The 19,469-nt window shown below is 32.1% G+C and carries 17 protein-coding genes, 1 tRNA gene, 1 pseudogene and 1 CRISPR repeat array; of the genes and pseudogenes, 3 read left to right on the forward strand and 16 right to left on the reverse strand.

Translation table 11 applies throughout. The annotated features are described in order from the left end of the window. Together QZQ55_RS02445 and QZQ55_RS02450 are read left to right on the forward strand one after the other, a co-directional pair. Window positions 1-1,184: O-antigen ligase (locus QZQ55_RS02445; RefSeq protein WP_295089462.1), on the forward strand; the 1,184-nt coding region annotated here is incomplete at its 5' end. Between the two features lie 37 nt (window positions 1,185-1,221). Continuing rightward, window positions 1,222-2,478 carry a serine dehydratase subunit alpha family protein gene (locus QZQ55_RS02450; RefSeq protein ID WP_295089464.1) on the forward strand — a complete coding sequence of 419 codons (1,257 nt, stop codon included), beginning with the start codon at window positions 1,222-1,224 and terminating at the stop codon, window positions 2,476-2,478. A 27-nt stretch (window positions 2,479-2,505) separates the two neighbouring features. Here the strand turns inward: QZQ55_RS02450 and QZQ55_RS02455 are convergent, their stop codons facing one another. The 3 genes from QZQ55_RS02455 to QZQ55_RS02465 form a co-directional block, all read right to left on the reverse strand. Further along, complete coding sequence (locus QZQ55_RS02455) at window positions 2,506-3,258, reverse strand: ChbG/HpnK family deacetylase (RefSeq protein ID WP_117458942.1); 753 nt, start codon at window positions 3,256-3,258, stop codon at window positions 2,506-2,508. A gap of 298 nt (window positions 3,259-3,556) precedes the next feature. Then, a tRNA-Thr gene (locus QZQ55_RS02460) sits at window positions 3,557-3,632 on the reverse strand. A gap of 311 nt (window positions 3,633-3,943) precedes the next feature. Next, window positions 3,944-4,558 carry a hypothetical protein gene (locus tag QZQ55_RS02465; RefSeq protein WP_295089466.1) on the reverse strand — a complete coding sequence of 205 codons (615 nt, stop codon included), beginning with the start codon at window positions 4,556-4,558 and terminating at the stop codon, window positions 3,944-3,946. Window positions 4,559-4,651: 93 nt separating this feature from the next. Here QZQ55_RS02465 and QZQ55_RS02470 point away from each other — a divergent pair, with 93 nt between their 5' ends. After that, window positions 4,652-4,849, forward strand: a complete 198-nt coding sequence (locus QZQ55_RS02470) for a hypothetical protein (protein ID WP_295089467.1) — start codon at window positions 4,652-4,654, stop codon at window positions 4,847-4,849. A 12-nt stretch (window positions 4,850-4,861) separates the two neighbouring features. Here the strand turns inward: QZQ55_RS02470 and mscL are convergent, their stop codons facing one another. The 13 genes and pseudogenes from mscL to QZQ55_RS02540 form a co-directional block, all read right to left on the reverse strand. Next, entirely contained in the window at window positions 4,862-5,254 is a 393-nt protein-coding gene (mscL, locus tag QZQ55_RS02475) for a large conductance mechanosensitive channel protein MscL (RefSeq protein ID WP_295089469.1), read from the reverse strand. 20 nt (window positions 5,255-5,274) lie between these two features. Beyond that, window positions 5,275-6,264, reverse strand: coding sequence for an SseB family protein (locus QZQ55_RS02480; protein WP_117459820.1), 990 nt, complete (start codon window positions 6,262-6,264; stop codon window positions 5,275-5,277). A gap of 4 nt (window positions 6,265-6,268) precedes the next feature. After that, a complete protein-coding gene (locus QZQ55_RS02485) occupies window positions 6,269-7,234 on the reverse strand; it encodes an SseB family protein (protein WP_158546359.1) in 966 nt (321 codons plus the stop codon). Window positions 7,235-7,247: 13 nt separating this feature from the next. Then, on the reverse strand, window positions 7,248-8,210 hold the full coding sequence (locus tag QZQ55_RS02490; RefSeq protein ID WP_295089472.1) for an SseB family protein: 963 nt from the start codon (window positions 8,208-8,210) through the stop codon (window positions 7,248-7,250). A gap of 63 nt (window positions 8,211-8,273) precedes the next feature. Further along, on the reverse strand, window positions 8,274-8,927 hold the full coding sequence (locus QZQ55_RS02495; protein WP_295089475.1) for an HAD family phosphatase: 654 nt from the start codon (window positions 8,925-8,927) through the stop codon (window positions 8,274-8,276). 160 nt (window positions 8,928-9,087) lie between these two features. Continuing rightward, window positions 9,088-9,660 carry a hypothetical protein gene (locus tag QZQ55_RS02500; protein ID WP_295089478.1) on the reverse strand — a complete coding sequence of 191 codons (573 nt, stop codon included), beginning with the start codon at window positions 9,658-9,660 and terminating at the stop codon, window positions 9,088-9,090. Window positions 9,661-9,857: 197 nt separating this feature from the next. Continuing rightward, a CRISPR array of direct repeats spans window positions 9,858-11,081; the repeat unit is 36 nt; unit sequence GTCATCTTCTAGCAAAATAATAGATGGTAGCAAAAC. A gap of 35 nt (window positions 11,082-11,116) precedes the next feature. Further along, window positions 11,117-11,998, reverse strand: coding sequence for a hypothetical protein (locus tag QZQ55_RS02505; RefSeq protein ID WP_117459811.1), 882 nt, complete (start codon window positions 11,996-11,998; stop codon window positions 11,117-11,119). Continuing rightward, a complete protein-coding gene (gene cas2 / locus QZQ55_RS02510) occupies window positions 11,995-12,303 on the reverse strand; it encodes a CRISPR-associated endonuclease Cas2 (protein WP_233503290.1) in 309 nt (102 codons plus the stop codon). Before cas2 ends, QZQ55_RS02505 begins: the two co-directional genes overlap by 4 nt. A 4-nt stretch (window positions 12,304-12,307) precedes the next feature. Then, window positions 12,308-13,207 (reverse strand): type II CRISPR-associated endonuclease Cas1, encoded by a 900-nt coding sequence (cas1, locus tag QZQ55_RS02515; protein ID WP_117459809.1) that lies wholly within the window; start codon window positions 13,205-13,207, stop codon window positions 12,308-12,310. Window positions 13,208-13,316: 109 nt separating this feature from the next. Further along, window positions 13,317-16,658, reverse strand: a pseudogene (gene cas9, locus QZQ55_RS02520) (type II CRISPR RNA-guided endonuclease Cas9). A 385-nt stretch (window positions 16,659-17,043) separates the two neighbouring features. Continuing rightward, complete coding sequence (locus tag QZQ55_RS02530; protein ID WP_295089487.1) at window positions 17,044-17,670, reverse strand: SdpI family protein; 627 nt, start codon at window positions 17,668-17,670, stop codon at window positions 17,044-17,046. Further along, window positions 17,657-17,935, reverse strand: coding sequence for an autorepressor SdpR family transcription factor (locus tag QZQ55_RS02535; RefSeq protein WP_117459420.1), 279 nt, complete (start codon window positions 17,933-17,935; stop codon window positions 17,657-17,659). Before QZQ55_RS02535 ends, QZQ55_RS02530 begins: the two co-directional genes overlap by 14 nt. A 111-nt stretch (window positions 17,936-18,046) precedes the next feature. Continuing rightward, window positions 18,047-19,393: an MATE family efflux transporter gene (locus tag QZQ55_RS02540; RefSeq protein WP_295089490.1), complete on the reverse strand. Its 1,347-nt coding sequence runs from the start codon at window positions 19,391-19,393 to the stop codon at window positions 18,047-18,049. Window positions 19,394-19,469 lie beyond the last annotated feature (76 nt).

Genomic DNA, 19,469 nt, shown 5'->3' on the forward strand with positions numbered 1-19,469 from the left:
AAAACTTAAAGTCACGTTTTGATTCTGTACAATGTGATTTTCTGATTGCGATTGCCGCAATATTCCTTCCTTTCTATATTACTGTAGTGATTCATGCAATTATATTCTTTAAATGGATCAAACAGGGTGAAGTAAAGAAAGGTTATGAAGAAACAAAACGCAGTAAATATATTATTTTCTTTTCAGCACTTATTTTCTTAACTAGTATCTTCTATCAGAACTGGCCAGGAGCTGGTGTATCATTAGGATATTTAATGTTATATAGTATGACACTTGTGTATAGACGTCATGCAAGTGAAGAACTATTTGATACAATGTTGAACCTAGTGATTGGTTTAAGTGTATTTGCGAGTGTATGGGCTATTATTGAATATGTATTCATCTTAAGACAGTTTGATCTTGAGGGATGGTATCTGGTTGTATTTAATGCGCCACAGTATCGTACGAATGCGATGTTCTTTAATGCGAACTACTATGCAATGATGATTGAGTTCTTTGTGGCTATTCTCTTCTATAAGTTCTTGAAGTATACACATAATCATGGATTCATGGATCATATTAAAGAGATTGTGATTATTGGTTTAATCACATTACTTAACTTATTCTGTCTTTATTTAACAGGGTGTCGTACTGCATGGCCTGCTCTTGCTGGTGGTCTTGCGATTATGTTGTTGTTTAATCGTAATTATAAGAGTTTTGGTAGTATTTGTGCTGTAGGTGCAGCAGGTGTTGGTTTCTTTATCGCAAAACCTCAATATATTCCACGTATGAGCAATATTGTGAAATACTTAGGTGTAAGAAAACATATCTGGGAAGTTGCTATTCAGAACATTAAGACACATTTCTTATTTGGTGAAGGACCTATGACATATTGGCATATTTATGCACAATATAATGGGCATCCTACACAGCATTCACATAATATCTTTATTGATCCTGTTTTATGTTTTGGGATTATTGGGTTATTAGTGATTGCACCGTTCTTCATTGAAAATATTAAACGTTTATATCGCTTATCAAGAAAAAAGTGCAACCCTACTCTAGTTGCTTTAATTGTAGGCTATATTGTGATGATCTATATTCATGGATTATTAGATTACACAATCTTCTTTGTATCAACTGGATTCTTATTTGCGATGATAGTAAGCAGTTTTGACATTTATAGAAAAGAAATTGATCAATAAGGCAATGTATGCATTGCCTTTTTAAAAGGAGAAAAAAATGGATAAAGAACTATATGAGACTTATGTAAGAATCTTAAATAAGGAACTCGTAACTGCCATGGGATGTACAGAACCTATCGCAATTGCATATGCAGGAAGTCTTGCAAGAAAGACATTAGGAGATATGCCAAATAAGATATTGATTGAAGTCAGTGGCAATATCATCAAGAATGTCAAGAGTGTTATTGTGCCTCATACTCATGGAAACAAAGGTATTGAAACAGCTGCCTGTATTGGGATTACAGGTGGAGATGCAGAAGCGGAATTAGAGGTTATCAGTCATGTGAAGGAAGAAGATATTATTGCGATGACTGAACTCATGAAAAGTGCTTCTATTAAGGTTAAGCCTTTAGAATCCCCTTATACTTTAGATATTCGTTTAACTGTATCTAATGATGATCATGAAGCAATGGTACATATTGCGGGAACACATACACATATTGTAGAAATGACAAAAGATAATAAAACTATTGTATGTGGAGAAGCATTAAAGCAGACTATTGATGAAGATTACTTAACTCTTACTATGCATGATATTTATACTTTTGCGAAGGAAGTAGAGATTGATGATGTAAAAGAGTTATTAGATCAGATGATTGAATGTAATACTGCCATTGCACAAGAAGGAATGCATGGTGATTATGGAGCTAATATTGGTAAGGTGATTGCGATTAGAAAAGATTTACCAAGTCTATTAAAGGCCTATGCAGCAGCTGGTAGTGATGCAAGAATGAATGGTTGTGAACTACCTGTCGTTATTAATTCTGGTAGTGGTAACCAGGGATTAACTGTATCTGTACCGCTTATTATTTATGCAGAAAGAGATCATTTAGATAAAGAAGCATTATACCGTGCTCTTGTGATTTCTAACTTAACAGCCATTCATTTAAAGACCGAGATTGGTCGTTTATCTGCTTTCTGTGGTGCAGTGAGTGCGGGTGCTGCATGTGGTGCCGGACTAGCTTATTTAAAGGGTGCAAGTGAAGAAGTAATGAATCATACAATTGTGAATGCCTTAGCTATTACTTCTGGTATTATCTGTGATGGTGCTAAAGCAAGTTGTGCTGCAAAGATTGCAGTGAGTGTAGAAGCTGGTATTCTAGGTTATGATATGTATATGAATGGTCAGCAGTTCTATGGTGGAGATGGTATTATTTCTAAGGGTATAGAAAATACAATCCATAACATCGGTGTATTAGGAAGTCAAGGTATGGCTTCTACTGACCAGGAAATTATTAAAATTATGTGTAAATAAAAAGAAAGCTGCCGATCATGGCAGCTTTTATCGTCCTATTTCATCGTATGTATATAAGTGTATATCATGTTCTTTTAGATAATCTTTGAGTTCTTCTGAACATAACATCTCTGCTTCTTTTGTACGATCAAGAGTGAGAGAAGAAGTACGTAGTATTTGTGCATCTAGATAACCTGGATGACAAACTAATAAATCACATCCATCATCATGCGCATTTTCTACCATTTCTTTAAATGATTTAAAAGGATCATACCCTTCCTTCATACTTTCCATATGCATATAGAGTTTTTCTCCCGCAAGATCAACGGGTGTTCCATCAAAAGAAATATCATTGAATTTCAAATGATGTCTATTTGCTACTATTTCTATTCCTTTTAATAGATTCTCACTTGCCACTGCATGTGCTTCAAAATAAGAAGGCTCAAGATGTGTTATCTCTTTAAATCTTTCATACTGTGCTTCTATTTCTATAATGGCTTCCTCTAGTACTACAAAGTCTTCTTTACTTTGTCTATATGTTCTACTTGATTTAAATTGTCCGTTTTTATCTACAAGACTAGGAATGAGTTTTGGATCACTGATAGGAGTACCAACACATACATTAGTATGCTGTCCTAAACAGATATCTAAATCCTTTACAAGTTCATATCCTTCTACAGAATCAGGCATATTCACCATAAAGCCAATATTCTTAATCACACCATTTTTAACGGTATCATAAATACCATAATTCACACCTTTGCTGTAACCTAAATCATCAGCACGTACCATAATCTTCATAACAAATCCTCCCAAATAAAAATGATCCTGGTTATCATACTTATCATATATATACAATATATAATAAGATCATACCGCCAGGATCACTTCTTTCTATATATAGTTTACTCTATAGTGTAAGCGTTGTCAATTGAGACAAATAAAAAACCAAGTGCACTGCCACCTGGTCTAAACGCAATATATTTCCGCGACTAGACGAATATTATTGCGTTTTTATTATATGTGATATTCTTCTTTTATGCAAGAGAAAGGGCTGTAACGAATAGATAGACAAAATATATGACTTGTACAAAACAAATGGTGCCGACTGCAGGAATCGAACCTGTGACCTACATGTTACGAGTATGTTGCTCTACCTACTGAGCTAAGTCGGCATCTAAGTATATTATAGTCTTCTACTATTTTAAAACAAGTAAAAACCACTGGAGGAGAGCCAGTGGTTCTAAAAAACATTTTAATACAATTAGAAGGGAGTTTTATTTATGAATCGTAAACAGGACGCTTTTATTATTAGGGAGTGGCCCTCTTTACAGGTATTACTATAGTCTTAGTATATGAACTAAGTATGAACATATATAAAAAAAGATCTGACTCCCTATTTCAGACCTTTCCAAGAGCTATTCTAATCGTAATACGACTCCCAAAGTCATATTAGCATACTTTTTCTATAACAACAATATTTTTGTTACGCTTTGTTTTCCATATCCTTTATTTTTTCAATAAAAGCAGGATCATATTTCTTTCTTAGGCTCTTTCCAGAAATAAAGCTTGGTGAAGTAATAAGAGGACCATGCTTTAACTGGATGCAGGCATCTAGATATAAGCCAAATACAGTTGCGATATAAGCATATGATTTACTTGATGCATAAATATGATAGAGATTTAATTCATTGAAGATGGATTTATCAGCCACAATACAGGCTACTAATGTAGATCCATCATAGATAGGATAAACATAGCCTGTTTCTAATCCTACTTTATACATCTTGTATTTTACATTGTCATACTTTAGTACAAAATAACCTGATTGAGATGTGAATCCTGTTTTCTGATAGATGATACCTGGATTATCTTCCATAAACAACATGGCATACTTCTTATGTCCTACTTGATCCCATTCAGGTTTGATTTTATCCGGGTCATAAATTAATGAGAACTTACGTGAGAGGAATTGAGCTCTTATTTCTCCTCCTTGATTAAACTGTTTAGGTAAAGAAGCTCCACCTAGTTTATTATTTTCTTTTACTATTTCATAATCTATATTAAAAATAGATAGAATCTGGTTTAAGTCTATTATCATAATGATTTCACTCCTTTCCCATATTTTAACATTATTATTCGCTTTTAAAAAGAGTACATTATGTATATAATTAATTCGAAAGAGGTGAAGTGTATGGCTATTAAAGTAAAAGCAAAGGATGCAGATACTCTAGAGGAAGAACTAGAAGAATGGTCATTAGGTGTGAATCTTGTCAATACAGCACCTACTCATACAAAAGAAACCGTCACTTTTAGTACAGACCAAATAAAAAAAGATAAGTCTAAGAGAACGACTTATCTTAATGATGATCTAGAAGATCCTACATTATAAGCACTTATGTGCTTATTTTTTTTCTTTTAAAAGATCTCTGATTTCTTCTAATAATGCAATGTCTTCTGGTTTTGGTGCAGGGACTGCTTCTTCTTCCTTCTTACGGAAACTTATGACCTTATTAATCGCTTTAATGCAGATAAAGATACAGAAAGCCATTAATAAGAAGTTAATGAGGTTAGAAAGGAATGATCCATACTTGATATTAATATTATTTACTTTAAGTGTAAGTTCTGTAATATCAGATGGAATCTTGATGATTGCAGATAATACAGGCATGATAATGTCCTGTACAAGAGATGTAACAACAGCAGTGATGGCAGTACCTAAAATAACACCGACAGCCATATCAATGACATTGCCTTTGAATGCGAATTCTTTGAATTCCTTCCAAAGTTTTTTCATGTTGTACCCCTATATTTAGTTTATGCAGCAGGTATTTCGTCTTCTTCTGTATTTCCACTTATGGTGTTGATGAAATCCTTGCTGATAATAAATGCCTGATCAAATGGATTGATTAATAAAGCATCATAGTCACCAGTACCTAAGAATGTGGCAATGTGCTCATCAAATGGACGACAGTCGCTGATTAATACCTGACCTTCCTGTAATTTAACATTGTCTTTGATGCCCCATTTATCAATCTGTTCATTAGATGTAAAGAGTGGTAAATAACTCATTTCGTTACCTTCTTCATCTTCTGCAGATAATGAAGGAATAATCATAGACGATTCTTTTTTTAGTTCATATGTACCATCTGGTAAAGTCATTAAATCAGATTCATTTACAATAGCCATTAATGCAAGACATGAACGTGATACAATATCATCCATAAGTAATCCGAATTTTTCTTTTTCTTCTTCACCTTGTGCTTCCATATATTCATCATATAACCAAGAGAATTCCATATTACCTGGTACTCTATGACCAATTGTTTCATGATGGTCTACACCTTCATTTTCTTCAATACCCATATGGCTTAATGTATCTCTAGTTAGAGTAAATGCTTCTGTTTCTGGATCAATGACCATACCATAGACTTCATCATCACCTGTATTAAATAATTCATTTAATAAGAATTCATAGTCTGCTTCTACTAATACATTATGGCGATCTGGGAAATCAGCATCTTCTAGAATAGAAGAGTTCTGTGCATTTTCTACACTAGTATAAATAGCATACCATTCATCTCCATCATCATCACATACTGTCTGTAAGAAGTATAAATCTTCATCTTCATCATCATCGTCTACAGAAATATATGTTAAGAATGTAGAAGCCTTTAATGTATGCATTAAATCATCTTCTAGTTTAGTGGCAGTAAAAGAAGCTTCTCCATATTTACCACAGCTTTCTTTCCAATCTTTATCAGCAGTTGTTTCTACTAGTGTTGTGTTTAATAATGGTTTACTCATTCTTTTACTCCTCCCCTTCTACTAATCCCATTGCAGCTAGGATTTCTTTTGTAAGTACAATATTATCTGTGAATGGATTAATAACGAGTGCATCAAAGTTTTCACCATTATTAAGTCCTCCTAGATGAGTCTCAAGATCAGCAGTCATTAGTAATGCTTTTCTTTCTTCATCTTCAGCATTCCAGCCATCTAATGTTTCAATATCTTCCTGTGATGTAAAGATTGGGACAATGTTTGCTTGATCACCATTAGCTTCACTTGTTAACATTCTGATTGCAAGATCTGCATCTGTTCTAATAATATATGTATTACCATCTTCTTCTTCTAAATCTTCTTTTCTCACTATAATAGGTAATGCGAATAAAGCATCCTCAAATGCTTCCATCATATGACTAAAGATTTCTGCTCTCTTATCATCATCTTTAGAATTTTCGAAGATCTTCCATACTTCTTTAATAAAGATGTTTGCAGGAGTGATGTTTCCTAAATCTTCTGTATTGTTTAAACCAATACATAAACGTTTAGAAATCTGTACTAATTCTTCTCTTGTAAGAATATAGTCATCACTAAATGGGTTAATCACAATACCATCAATCTGTTCAACATCCGCAAGTGTTAATTCTTTTGCTAGGAAAGCATAGTTGACTTCTACTGCTTCTACTTTTCTTCCTTCCATAGATGTTTCAGGTTTCGCAATACTACTTTCTAGTTCTTTCATTGAAGTATAAACAGAAATAAAGTTCTTACTTCCATCCTGTAGTGAAATAGTAAAGAATGAATGATCATATTCAATATTTTCACCATTTTCTGGTAAGTTCATATAACCATAATAATGTGATTCTGTTAGATTCTTAAGGAATGCTTTGTAGGCTACTTCTTTGTCATCCTGAGCTTTTTTCCATGCATCAAGGGATTCAGTCCATCTTGATGTAGTGAATGCTTGAGCATCTTTTAAATGTTTGTAATTCAACTTCTTTTCCTCCTTAGTTGATAGTTTCTTTATTATAAAACATTTCATCTAGCATGTCTTTAGAAAAGCCTAGATGATCTGTAAAAGGATTAATGAGAATACCACAAAATGCATTACTAGAAAAGAGTATATCCTTGTAAAACTCAAATGATTGACATGTAATAATCATTTCCATATCTGGTTCATTATGATCAAGATTCACTCTTTTAATATCATTTAATCCTGTAAATAAACTAATATAGAGTTTATTAGGATCAGCATGAGAACACATAAGTGGTTTGATATAAATATCAGCACCTGTGTGCAAAGCAAGTTCTCCTGTCTTATTTGTATATAAGTCTTTCTTATTTACAAGTACTGGACAGGCAAAGACCCCATCCTCCATAAGGTCTTCTACACTTTCTTTTAATAACTCTTTTATATGAGGATCTTTACCATTAGAATGATAGATCTTCATATTCTTTCTAAACTTTAAATTAGCTGGTACAAGACTTGGTAAATCTTCTTGATGATTAATACCTGTTGTTGTATTATGTCCTATACTATTTAATAGTTTCTCATCAGCTATGAGCTTTTGTGAGAAAGGATTAATCACTAAACCATTCAGACCTTCTGTACGTGTATATATCTCTTCTAAGAGACGTTTATAAGAAGCTACCATTACTTCTACCTGATAACCCACTTGTGGTTCAGGAAGGTCTATATAGTCTGTAATCTCCTTTATACTTGTGAAAGCAGGTAAATAGGATTGTTGATCTTCACCAGATACAGAAATGATTTCATAATCTTGAGTATCATAATTCAGTGGTCTTTGAACCATTACAAGATAGTCGGAATGAGATATTAAATAATGAAAATGTTCTGTGATATCTGTATTTAAATTATAGTCCTGATACCAAAGGCTAAAAAAATCATTCCATTCTTCATCATCAGGATAATATTGTGGTGATACAATACTTAAACCATTGTAATCCATAAAAAACCTCCTTTCTACTCTATTGTAACATGATAGAGGTAATAAGAGGTTTTTAATCTTTAATTATTTTATTAAATCGAGTACTTTTAGAAGATTTTCTTTGATGCACAACAAGTGTGATTGTGTCATATCACTAATATCTACTAAATCAGGTACACCAATAACATCAACACCTGCAGCATCTGCCGCAATAATACCATTTCTAGAATCTTCTAAAATGAATGTTTCTTCTTTGTTTAGTCCATAGATTTCAATAGCTTTATTAAATATTTCAGGATTTGGTTTAGCACGAGTAACATGATCACCACATACAAACTTATCAAAGTACTTATCTAAACCAGCAGACTTGAGAGAGAATAGTACGTCTGGTTCAAAAGTTGAACTAGTAAGAACTAATGTATAACCATTATCTTTTAGATAAGTTAATAGTTCATGAGCACCTTTTTTTACTGGCATAGGGTTTGTTTCTAAATATTTTCTTGTTTCTTTAATTTTATCATCTCTGAAACGAGTAAAGTAGTATCTATTTCCAGTAATTTTCTCTAACATTTCTTGTGCTGCTAGACCGTTTGAACCTATTGTTTTATAGGCAGCTTCTGGGTTAAATGGTTCATTGTGTTTAGCGAATACTTTTTCCCACATCTTGATTCCTAAGGCTTCACTATCAATGAGTAATCCGTCCATATCAAATAATACATTTTTTTTATTTTCCAACATATGATTAATCCTCCATATCAATACTGTATCATTATATAGTGAGATTGGGTATATGTAAAATAATTATTGATAGCGATTACAGTTTGTGCTATACTTATAAATGAAAAGAAAAGCAGAAAAAAGACTTGAATATTCCCCCATTCGAGTCTTTTTTTTGCGTTTAATTTACTTTTTTTGATGCCTGCATATATTCTGCCTGGAAGTTCTCGATGAATTTGGCAGCCATTGTGGTTGTATAGCGTTTTGTTTCAGCGATGTACTCATCTACATATACATCTGTATGATATCCGAAGGAATGTAAGAAACTACTTAATAGCTTAGTAAGATCATTGTAGTAATTAATGCCTGATTGTTCTTCTATCATACCTGTCATTAAAGAGTAGTATAAGCAGAAATTAACAGAACCAGAACGATTAGATGTCATAGCATCTATACCATACCATACAGGATTCTCCTCTATAGTATAGGACCCGTTTTCCATCATAGTATATACTTCTTCCGGGTCAAAGGGTATATGTGCTTCTTCGTAAAATTCATCTAATAATTCTATTTGATGATCCCTAGAGAGGGTACTGTGAGAAACGATTTGATAACTTATTCCTAAGCAGTAGGTATTGAAGCAGTCTAAAGCATTGATGTTGTTGAAGAGTTGTTTGTACATACTACTGTCTTTTACATTAATATAAAGTTCGTTAAGTTTGCGTTTAAATGAATGAAAGTCTGATAGTTTCATAGTTGTTTACCCCTTTCCAATAATTATTATACTGATTGATTTATGTATTTCAAGAAATCAAAAAGTGGATAGATATGGAGTAAGGATACAGATTAAGTTTAAAAGACCAATCGTTTAAAATTGGTCTTTTAAGTGTTTGGTTAGACTATCATTTGATCAGTTAAAATACTGAATAACATCATTTGCGATAATACATATGTTATATCTAGCAAATAAATATATGGTAGCAAATTAGTTGTGTTATTTTGAACTGCATGCAAATAGTCTTAATCTAGCAAAATAATAGATGGTAGCAAAACTTATAGACAGTGAAGCCTTAGGAATCAAGAGTCATCTTCTAGCAAAATAATAGATGGTAGCTGCAAAACCACCGGTGTAAGGCACCCATGCTGCACCAGGTCATCTTCTTGCAAAATAATAGATGGTAGCAAAACGGGCATATATATTCATGTATGTCTTTTTTAGTCATCTTCTAGCAAAATAATAGATGGTAGCAAAACACTCTTCAGTTGACAGTCACATCTTACATAGTCATCTTCTAGCAAAATAATAGATGGTAGCAAAACTACTGCCATCGGGCTATGAGCCAACTGTAGTCATCTTCTAGCAAAATAATAGATGGTAGCAAAACCAGCAGATGATATGTATACCTTATTCTCACGTCATCTTCTAGCAAAATAATAGATGGTAGCAAAACTTGCTATTTGGTCAGCACTTCCTGCTGATTGTCATCTTCTAGCAAAATAATAGATGGTAGCAAAACAGCACACAGAACGTATTTTCTGGCGATGAGTCATCTTCTAGCAAAATAATAGATGGTAGCAAAACGTTTGAGTATAAAAAATAGTAAAGCATATAGTCATCTTCTAGCAAAATAATAGATGGTAGCAAAACTCACCTCACAACAGATTCACACTGTGCATTGTCATCTTCTAGCAAAATAATAGATGGTAGCAAAACATTGCTACAGCCGATTGGAGTTGACGAGAAGTCATCTTCTAGCAAAATAATAGATGGTAGCAAAACAGAAGTCATATTTGCCGATAACTCTTTTGGTCATCTTCTAGCAAAATAATAGATGGTAGCAAAACTGCCGTTATTCAGAACCATGACGGACTCGGGTCATCTTCTAGCAAAATAATAGATGGTAGCAAAACGATTCATTATATTGATCACAGAAGCTGAGAGTCATCTTCTAGCAAAATAATAGATGGTAGCAAAACATATCGGAAGTTATTTAACCCAATCTTAGCGTCATCTTCTAGCAAAATAATAGATGGTAGCAAAACATTAGAGTTTGTGTCCGCAATTGTTCCTGCGTCATCTTCTAGCAAAATAATAGATGGTAGCAAAACTATAGTGAGGAGTTTAAAAATATAGTTAAAGTCATCTTCTAGCAAAATAATAGATGGTAGCAAAACCTCAAACTGATTTTATCACATAATTGAGATTTTAACTACTTTTTATAATATGACATCAAGTTATTGATCAAGCTTATATGTTCCCTACTATTTAAATCCTTTAAATATTCATTAATCATATTTTTTATGTCCTCCAATGTATATAAGTTGGTTGATTTCTCATTCAAAATATAATAAACCATTTCTTCATTCGCAAAATCTAAGAAATAATCCTCTTCAACACATATATTTTCTATTTCTACATCTCTAATTGTCTTAGAAAATACTATGCAATATACCCTATCATTAGATATTTCATCTATTTTACTTCTTATTTCATCGGTAAGAAGAGGAATATCAATAAATAGAATAATATAAGCGTATTTCTTAGAATTCACCGCAATATAATTAATCATATTGAGCTGTAATATCACCAAATCCTCATATGATAAATCATATTCATCCTTATAAGATTCATCTTCATAATAGTGTGCTGTTACCAACTTAGTAAGTAGCTTAGGAGAGTATGTAGAAAACTCACTTTGTACAAATGCATTTTCACTTACTTCATCTGATAGTGATTCAACAAGTATATTGAATGTGTTTAATGTATCCATATAATCGATACTAGAATATAAAGTCTCTAGATATTTAAGCATAAGAGACTTCGTACTGAGTTTTGCATCCTCATTAATAGAATAGTTTTCAGTCACTTCATAAAAGAACGTGTTTTTCTTATCTACTGGATTATCATCAATCTTAAAATAACATTCACTACCAATCTCTTCTCTGTATCCACTTATTGTTTTATTAAAATATTGTCTTACAGCTTGTTTTATATAGAACTTATTCACTGCATTAGACCCTAATACATACTTTGTATGATCAATAATAATAGTTCTATTAATATTTCCGTTACTAATCAACAATTGTTTCATAGTTCTATAAAACTTTCTACATTTACAGTTTCTTCCTGTAATGATTTGCCACCTACAATAATTTCTATTTTTGCATACTGTTTTTCTGTCACTACAAGTATTCTTATTTGTCCCTCTTTAGGGACATTCTTTCTGAGGATATTTATATGTTTGACTGCAGCTTCTCTATTTGCGAATATCTTACAATAGACAGAAAACTGCATCATCATATATCCATTCTTTATCAAATACCTTCTGAACACATTATATGTATGTCTTTGTTTAGGTGTCATCACTGGAAGATCAAAAAATAGTATTAAACGCATAAACTCATATTTCATTGTCATATGCAATTGGAAACGGAAATAGAATTTCATTTGATTGATCATCAATAAATCTAAAAACTGAATCAAGATACAGATTAATCGCATTTCCTATTGTCTGTTTTCTATTATCTATATTTATTTTCTTGTTTGTGAGGTCTATCAATTCTTTCTTATGTGCTGTTTTAAACAATATCTCATCTAACAGATTATTATAAACATAATCATCTACTATTGGTCTAAACACTTCTATTATGTCATCACTTAGATTAAAGCTATTCTGTTTACCTCTATGGAAAAAAGCAAGATTAGGCAAATAACCTTTACCCACAATAATGGATGTAATAAGTGCTCGGAATATACTATATCCGTAGTTTAATCCAGCATTCACAACATCTTCGTCCATTCTTACGAAATTTTCTCCATACATTTCTCGAAAATACATCTTAGAAGCTAAACCTTCTCTATTAGTGATATCTCCATTTAATACAGTTTCACTGTATTCTTTTAGTTTACCTACTACGTCTTCACTCTTATGATTTTTTCTTAATATGATATATTGGTTTATTATTTTATGTTTTACGATTTCTCTATGTAAAATCTTTTTTGTTTCATCTGTCCATTCTATTTGTTTAGCTATATTACCACTTGTTGCGTAATTCCCATTCATTGGTAATATATATGTCTTTGGAAGATGATCAACACCACAAAGAATGGTACAAACATTCTTTTCAGATAGTTTGTTCATTAAAGGAACTGTTAAATAAGCTTTATAATTATCAATAACTAAAATCTGAATATCTGCAATTGGAATAAGAATATCAGTATTCTCTTTTTCTACCTTTAAATTATCAAGATATAGATGCAGATGCTCAGCTTGTGATATGTATATGACCTTGTAACCCATAAACAATATAAAAAGAAAAGGCTCCTTATAGGAGCCGAATCCGGGATAAACCCTTGTTTTGCTAGGTCATATATTATTTTGCTAGATTATAACCTGCTACTATTGTACCCTATTTGAATTCTAATTTCAAGTTATTATCTTTTACTTCATACAGATTTCCTAAAACATCCGTAGCATATTTACGAACATCTAATAGTGGATTAACTGCAACCATGAGTTGTTTCTTAGACTTTGTATATAAAGGTTTTACCTCTATTTTATTTGCAGCATCACTATTTGTCGCAGTAAATTTAACTACTTCTGGGGTAACACCATCATGATACTTAGTATTACCATCGGATTCTGTAGAATCATCATAAATATACTTCTGGCCTTCTTCCTTCACTATTCCAACTAATTCATCATGATGTAAAGAACAGAGAAATATGGCTTCATCACTAATCTTTTTCTTAGCCTTTTCTGACTGATACCAATCTCTATCAATACAGTATAATCCTAATAATTCCTTAAAAGAAACATCTTTATATCTAATAGTGACCATCTTTATCTTACCATCAGTATCACGATAGAAATCCGTTCTATACGGGCTAATCTGTTTTAAGATAACTTTCTTACCATGTTTAGTATTATAATTCTTGCTGATATCAATGTGATTACCTAGCTTTTCAGCATAATACTTTATACAAGTAATTTCAGAGCCATTACCCTTCTTAGAAAACTTGCGGATCTTACCAAATTCTTCTTTATAGGCAGTTAATGGGTTTTCTCCCTTCAACTTAACACCTTTCTTATCCTTTGTATACTGTTTAGGATCATCTTTGAATGTTTCATAATGATCTAATACAATTCTTGTAATCTCCTCAAATGTTGCAGGATCCTTCTTAGCCATAATATATTTATCTTCTGCTTTACCGTTCACAATATCTTCTACCAGATTCTTAAACTTTGGATCATAGATATCTTTGTATTTCTGAACTAAGATTTCTTCTCCATTTATTACTCTTGTAGAATAGATTGTTTCATCTGCAACCTGTCTATTTGGTTTAGTATCTACTTTATGAGATATCTTAATTGGCGCATATGCCAATTGGTTTCTAGTCATAATACCACGATAGTATTTATTACTTTCATCATAGATATTCTTTAGTGTAGAAATAAATTCAATGTATTTAGGATCAAAGAATTCTTCTTTACCAGGTACCTTCTTTACTTCTCCTGTATCCTGATTATATAAATCTTTTAATTCATACTTTGCAAGACAACCATTGAGAAGTCCCATTGTCTTAACTGATGCAATGATAAGTCCATCTACTGCATGGTGTAAAAAGTCTTCTTCACGTTCTTTTGGTAAGTTAATCTGTGTTCTAAACTTATGAGTAATATTACCATTTAGTGTAAATACTTTAGTAGGAATTTCATTTGCTTTAAAGTAGTCTGTCAAGGTATTCAATACTACTCTGTTTGCATAACTTGTATCAATCAAGTTACGTGCAATAAACTTCTGCACAACATCCATCTTAGTAATATCATCTTTATACAATAAGTAGTTTTTCTTTCTTCTAGAAAATCTCTTAGAAGACTGCACAACAGAAATATAAGTCTGTAAATCACCACTTAATCCTAGCGTTGGATTATCAAACAAATGCTTATTATAAGCATCAATTGGTGTTCTATTACCCTTTGCTTTGTTTTCGTTGGCAGTTGCTAGAATTTTGTTGTTGTAAGAATCATCCAATGAAATAGAAATTGGAATAATATGGTCTATTTCTGTATAACGTGGATTAGTAATAACTTCACCTAGAATAAGAGGTTCTAATGTATACGCACTCTTTCCATCCTGTTCCAAATAAAGTCTGACCTTCATTTTAGTCTTACCATTAATCTTATCAGGATTATAACCATTTTCCTTTAATAAAGTATCTACTTCTTTATTCTTCTCTTCATAGAACTTCTGTCTGTTATTAATGCTCTTTTTCTGATCAGCTGAATTCTTTTCTCTTGTCATTTCCACTACAATCGTATCGAATTCACCATATTTTCTACGTAATGCATTAATTACCTTAAACGTTTCTCTTTGTGCTCTTTTTGTTACTGGAGAAAGAATAGCTGTATCATCTGCTTCAATAGACTTTTTCCCCTTTAATGCAGATACATCTTTACCTTTATGAATCTGCTGAATCAACTGCATCTGGTTGTAATTAGAAACATACATTTCTTCATTTAGTTCTCTCATAGCCTTTAGAGATAAACTATGATAGTTCGCAATACCGTCTAGGTTTGCAAGTTTATCTACTGTTTCATCAGTAATTAATGATGAGTTAATAAGATTCAATAATTGTTTTCTTTCTTCAATACCTTTTCTATTTGTTAGAATTTCTATGATTTGATCTAATACTTCATAGTCTTCAAGAGAAATAGTTTCTCCACAATCTTTAAAACATTTCTTTAACTTTGCATATCCTTTAAATTCACTCTTTAAAGGCTTTTTGTTCTTATCGATTCTAAAGCCAGAAATATTAGTTAAATCAGTTCCTAAAATCTTCGCAACATCTTTTGGTTCAACCTTCGCTTTCTTAGTGATAATCTTAAATACCTTATCCTTCTGATCCATTGTAATCTTCTTATCGCCATTATAAGTAAGATTATTTAAATCATTTAATAAGTTAAAGATATCACTAGTCACAGCTAATTTAGGTGCACGTGGTTCATCAGGATAAACACTACATTTACCTCTCATTTTTTCAATCAAATCAATTGGTTCTTTCTAATATGCTTCAATATAACGACCATATGGTGTTGGTGACTTCTGGCTACCTGGGCCTTCATAGTAAGCACGTTTTCTAGATACAATCTGTACAATTGCTTCACATGCTTCTTCTGATAATTCCTGATGACTTAATATTTCATTTAACTCTTTGATATAGTCTTTTGTTTTAAAGTTATTATGATGCCCTCTAATAGATTCTCCGCTATTAAGCAATTCTAACTGTAGTTCACAGATATATTTACCATCTGCAAGTTTTTTAGAGTTAGCCTGTAATATTTCTTTTAGTTCACCAGTTTCCTTGCTTGCTTCTTCTGTATCATCTACTGTCTCAATTGTACTACCTCTTCTTTTTGTAATATGCAATATTGCAGTCGCAAGTTCTTCATTAGTTAACTTCTCTTTCAACCCTTTAACACGTATTTCATATACATTATCCAACGAATGGAAATCATCATTAATAATTCCTAAAGACTTCAATAAATGTTTCATATCATTAAGTCTAGTTGCTTTACGTGATATAAGTCTTCTATGCCCTCTTGTAGTACGACGTGTTTCATTCTCTGCAGCAGTACCTTCTTTAAACAGTCTTACCCCATAATCTACAAATTCATACTTATCAATATCGATTACACCATATCCGACACTAGTTATCCCTATGTCTAATCCCAAAACTAATCGTCCCATATTTTTACCTTCTTTCTGTAATCATTAATATAATTCTATCAAATTAAAACTACCACCACAATCAGTACATATTATATTTTACAATCACAACATTTGTACTTCTTACTATTATTATACTCCTATTAAAACATTATTTTCTCACGTAACCCTCCGACAGCGCCTTTTTAGAGGCACTTACTAAATTTTTCTCTTTTTTTTGATGAATTTCTCATTATTTCTGGTAAAAATATAAAAAAAAGATCACCTATGGTGATCACGGTAAGGAAATCGGATTTTGGTATGAGCTATTTCCCTACCCATTCATTACTATACACTAGTTTTGTATTTTATGCACTATTTTACAATTTTAGAAAAACTATTAAAAAAAGATTTAGTGGTACTAGCACTAAATCCCCTTCTTATATAAGCTATAGCTATATCCAAAACATAGTAAACAAGATATAAGTATAATACCTAAGCCAATAAACATATAACCTAACATACTAAAGATAATATACAACATTCCAGTTAATACAAACACATAACCAGAAAATCTATGTGTACGTGACCAGTTCTCATCACTATTTAATGTCCATGAAGTACGAATACCTATAGTATAGTTTCTTTTTATTTTAGGTAAGTAATTACCTAAAATAATAAAGATGAAGCCTATTACTATATTCATAATAAATGTCATATCAAAACGATAACCTAGACTATATGTAATAATAAGTAGAGTAACCATCAAACATATAATTGGACAAATCATTAATACAATTCTTAATCCTACTTCTGGTATATTACTCTTTTTAGGATCCTTAAATGTCATGAAGGTACAGAATATATGAAGCAATAACATAAATGCCCACACACCATATAAGCCAAAGAACTTATTCATATACCGATCAGGTGTACCATGAAAATCAAAGTGTGTTGCGACTTGTGCAGGTAACTTATTATAAGTCACTAATATACATACAAGTGGCAACAGAAATAATACCAAACTAAACTTAAACCATTCATTCTTCAACATCATCTTTTCCTCCTAAGAAAGACTTAAAATACAACAACATTTCTTCAAACACAGTCGCATTAATTTCATAAAAAATATAATTCTTATCTTTTTCTTCTCTTATTAAGTCTGCAGATTTTAATATTGATAAGTGATATGAGACAGTTGCCTGTGTCATATCAAATTGTGCGGCTATATCTCCTGCAGACATCCTTCCTTTCTTTAATAAGTTAAGAATATCTCTTCTTACTGGTGCACTGAGTGCTTTAAATGTTTTCTCAAACATATGTTCACCACCTATTTAGATAACTTTCTAAATAGATTATACAATAAATATCATGAAATACAATATCTATTTAGAAATATTTCTAAATAGATATTGTAAGAAAAAAGAGGACTAAGCCTCTTTAATGAATGGATCTCTCCAGAATACGATTAATAGATAGATTGTCATAACAACCCAGATGACTGGTTCACAGAAGATAACAGCCATATATTTAAAGACTGGAATAAATGCGAATACGAAGATGATCTTACCAACTAATTCAATAACGCTTGATACGAGTGGTAACATCTTCTGTCCAATACCCTGTAATGCGAATCTTGTCTGCATAAGAACACCTAATACTGCATAGTTAGGTGCTACAATACGTAAGTAAAGTGAACCATTGTATAAGACTGTATGGTCTGTTGTACCTGATATCCATTTTACAAGTGTAGGTGCAGTGAATAATAGTATCACTGTGACTATTGCAGCTACAATGACATCATAGATATACATCTGTTTCATGCCATTACGTATACGTAATGGATTTCCTGCTCCTCTATTTTGAGATACAAATGTGCTGGCTGCCTGACCCATAGCTGTGAAAGGCATATTGAAGAACATATATAGTTTTCTTGCAGAAGTATGTCCCGCAATAATCTGCTTGCTTCCTAAGCCATTGATGCCTGATTGTAAAATAACTGAACCTGCATTGACGATTGCACTCATAATAGCCATAGAATATCCCTGACCTAATAGTTCTTTATAGAGAGCTGCATCAAATTTGAAATGTTTCTTTTCTGGTACGAGTAATGGGACATTCTTAAAGATATAAATCAAACAGAATACGACTGATACCCCCTGGGCAATGACTGTCGCAACTGCTGCTCCTCTAACACCCATATGAAGCTTTGTGATAAAGAATAAGTCTAAACCGATATTTAACACTGATGATATGATTAAGAATACTAAAGGCATTAAACTATTCCCTATAGCACGTAATAAGCCTGCACATAAGTTATAGGCAAACATAACGACTAAGAATTGAACAATCACAATAATATAGCTATAGGCTTCATTAAGTAAGTCCGGTGATACATTAATCGCAATAAGTAATGGTTTAATTCCAATAGAGGCAATAATAGTAATCACAATAGAAGATATAATACCAATCACAAAGCTGGCTGCCACTGATTTCTTTAATAGTTCTTCATCTCCTGAACCATAGCTTCTTGCAGTGACAATGGATAAACCATTCCCAATACCTAACGCAAAACCTATTAATAAATCATAAACTGCTGTACATGAACCAATCGCAGAAAGTGATGTCATTCCTAAAGTATTTCCTACAATGGCAGTATCCATTGTGTTATAGAATTGCTGGAAGATGTTTGATATAAGAATTGGAATCATAAAGATAACTAAACTCTTAAATATTGAACCTTCAAGCATATTGACTGATGTTTTCTTCTTATCCACAATAATTTCTCCCTTCTTTTCCTGTGTTATTCTAACATAAATCAATGTTTATAGTTTATAACTCACAAATTATGAA

This window comes from uncultured Catenibacterium sp., assembly GCF_900540665.1.
GTDB lineage: Bacteria > Bacillota_I > Bacilli_A > Erysipelotrichales > Coprobacillaceae > Catenibacterium.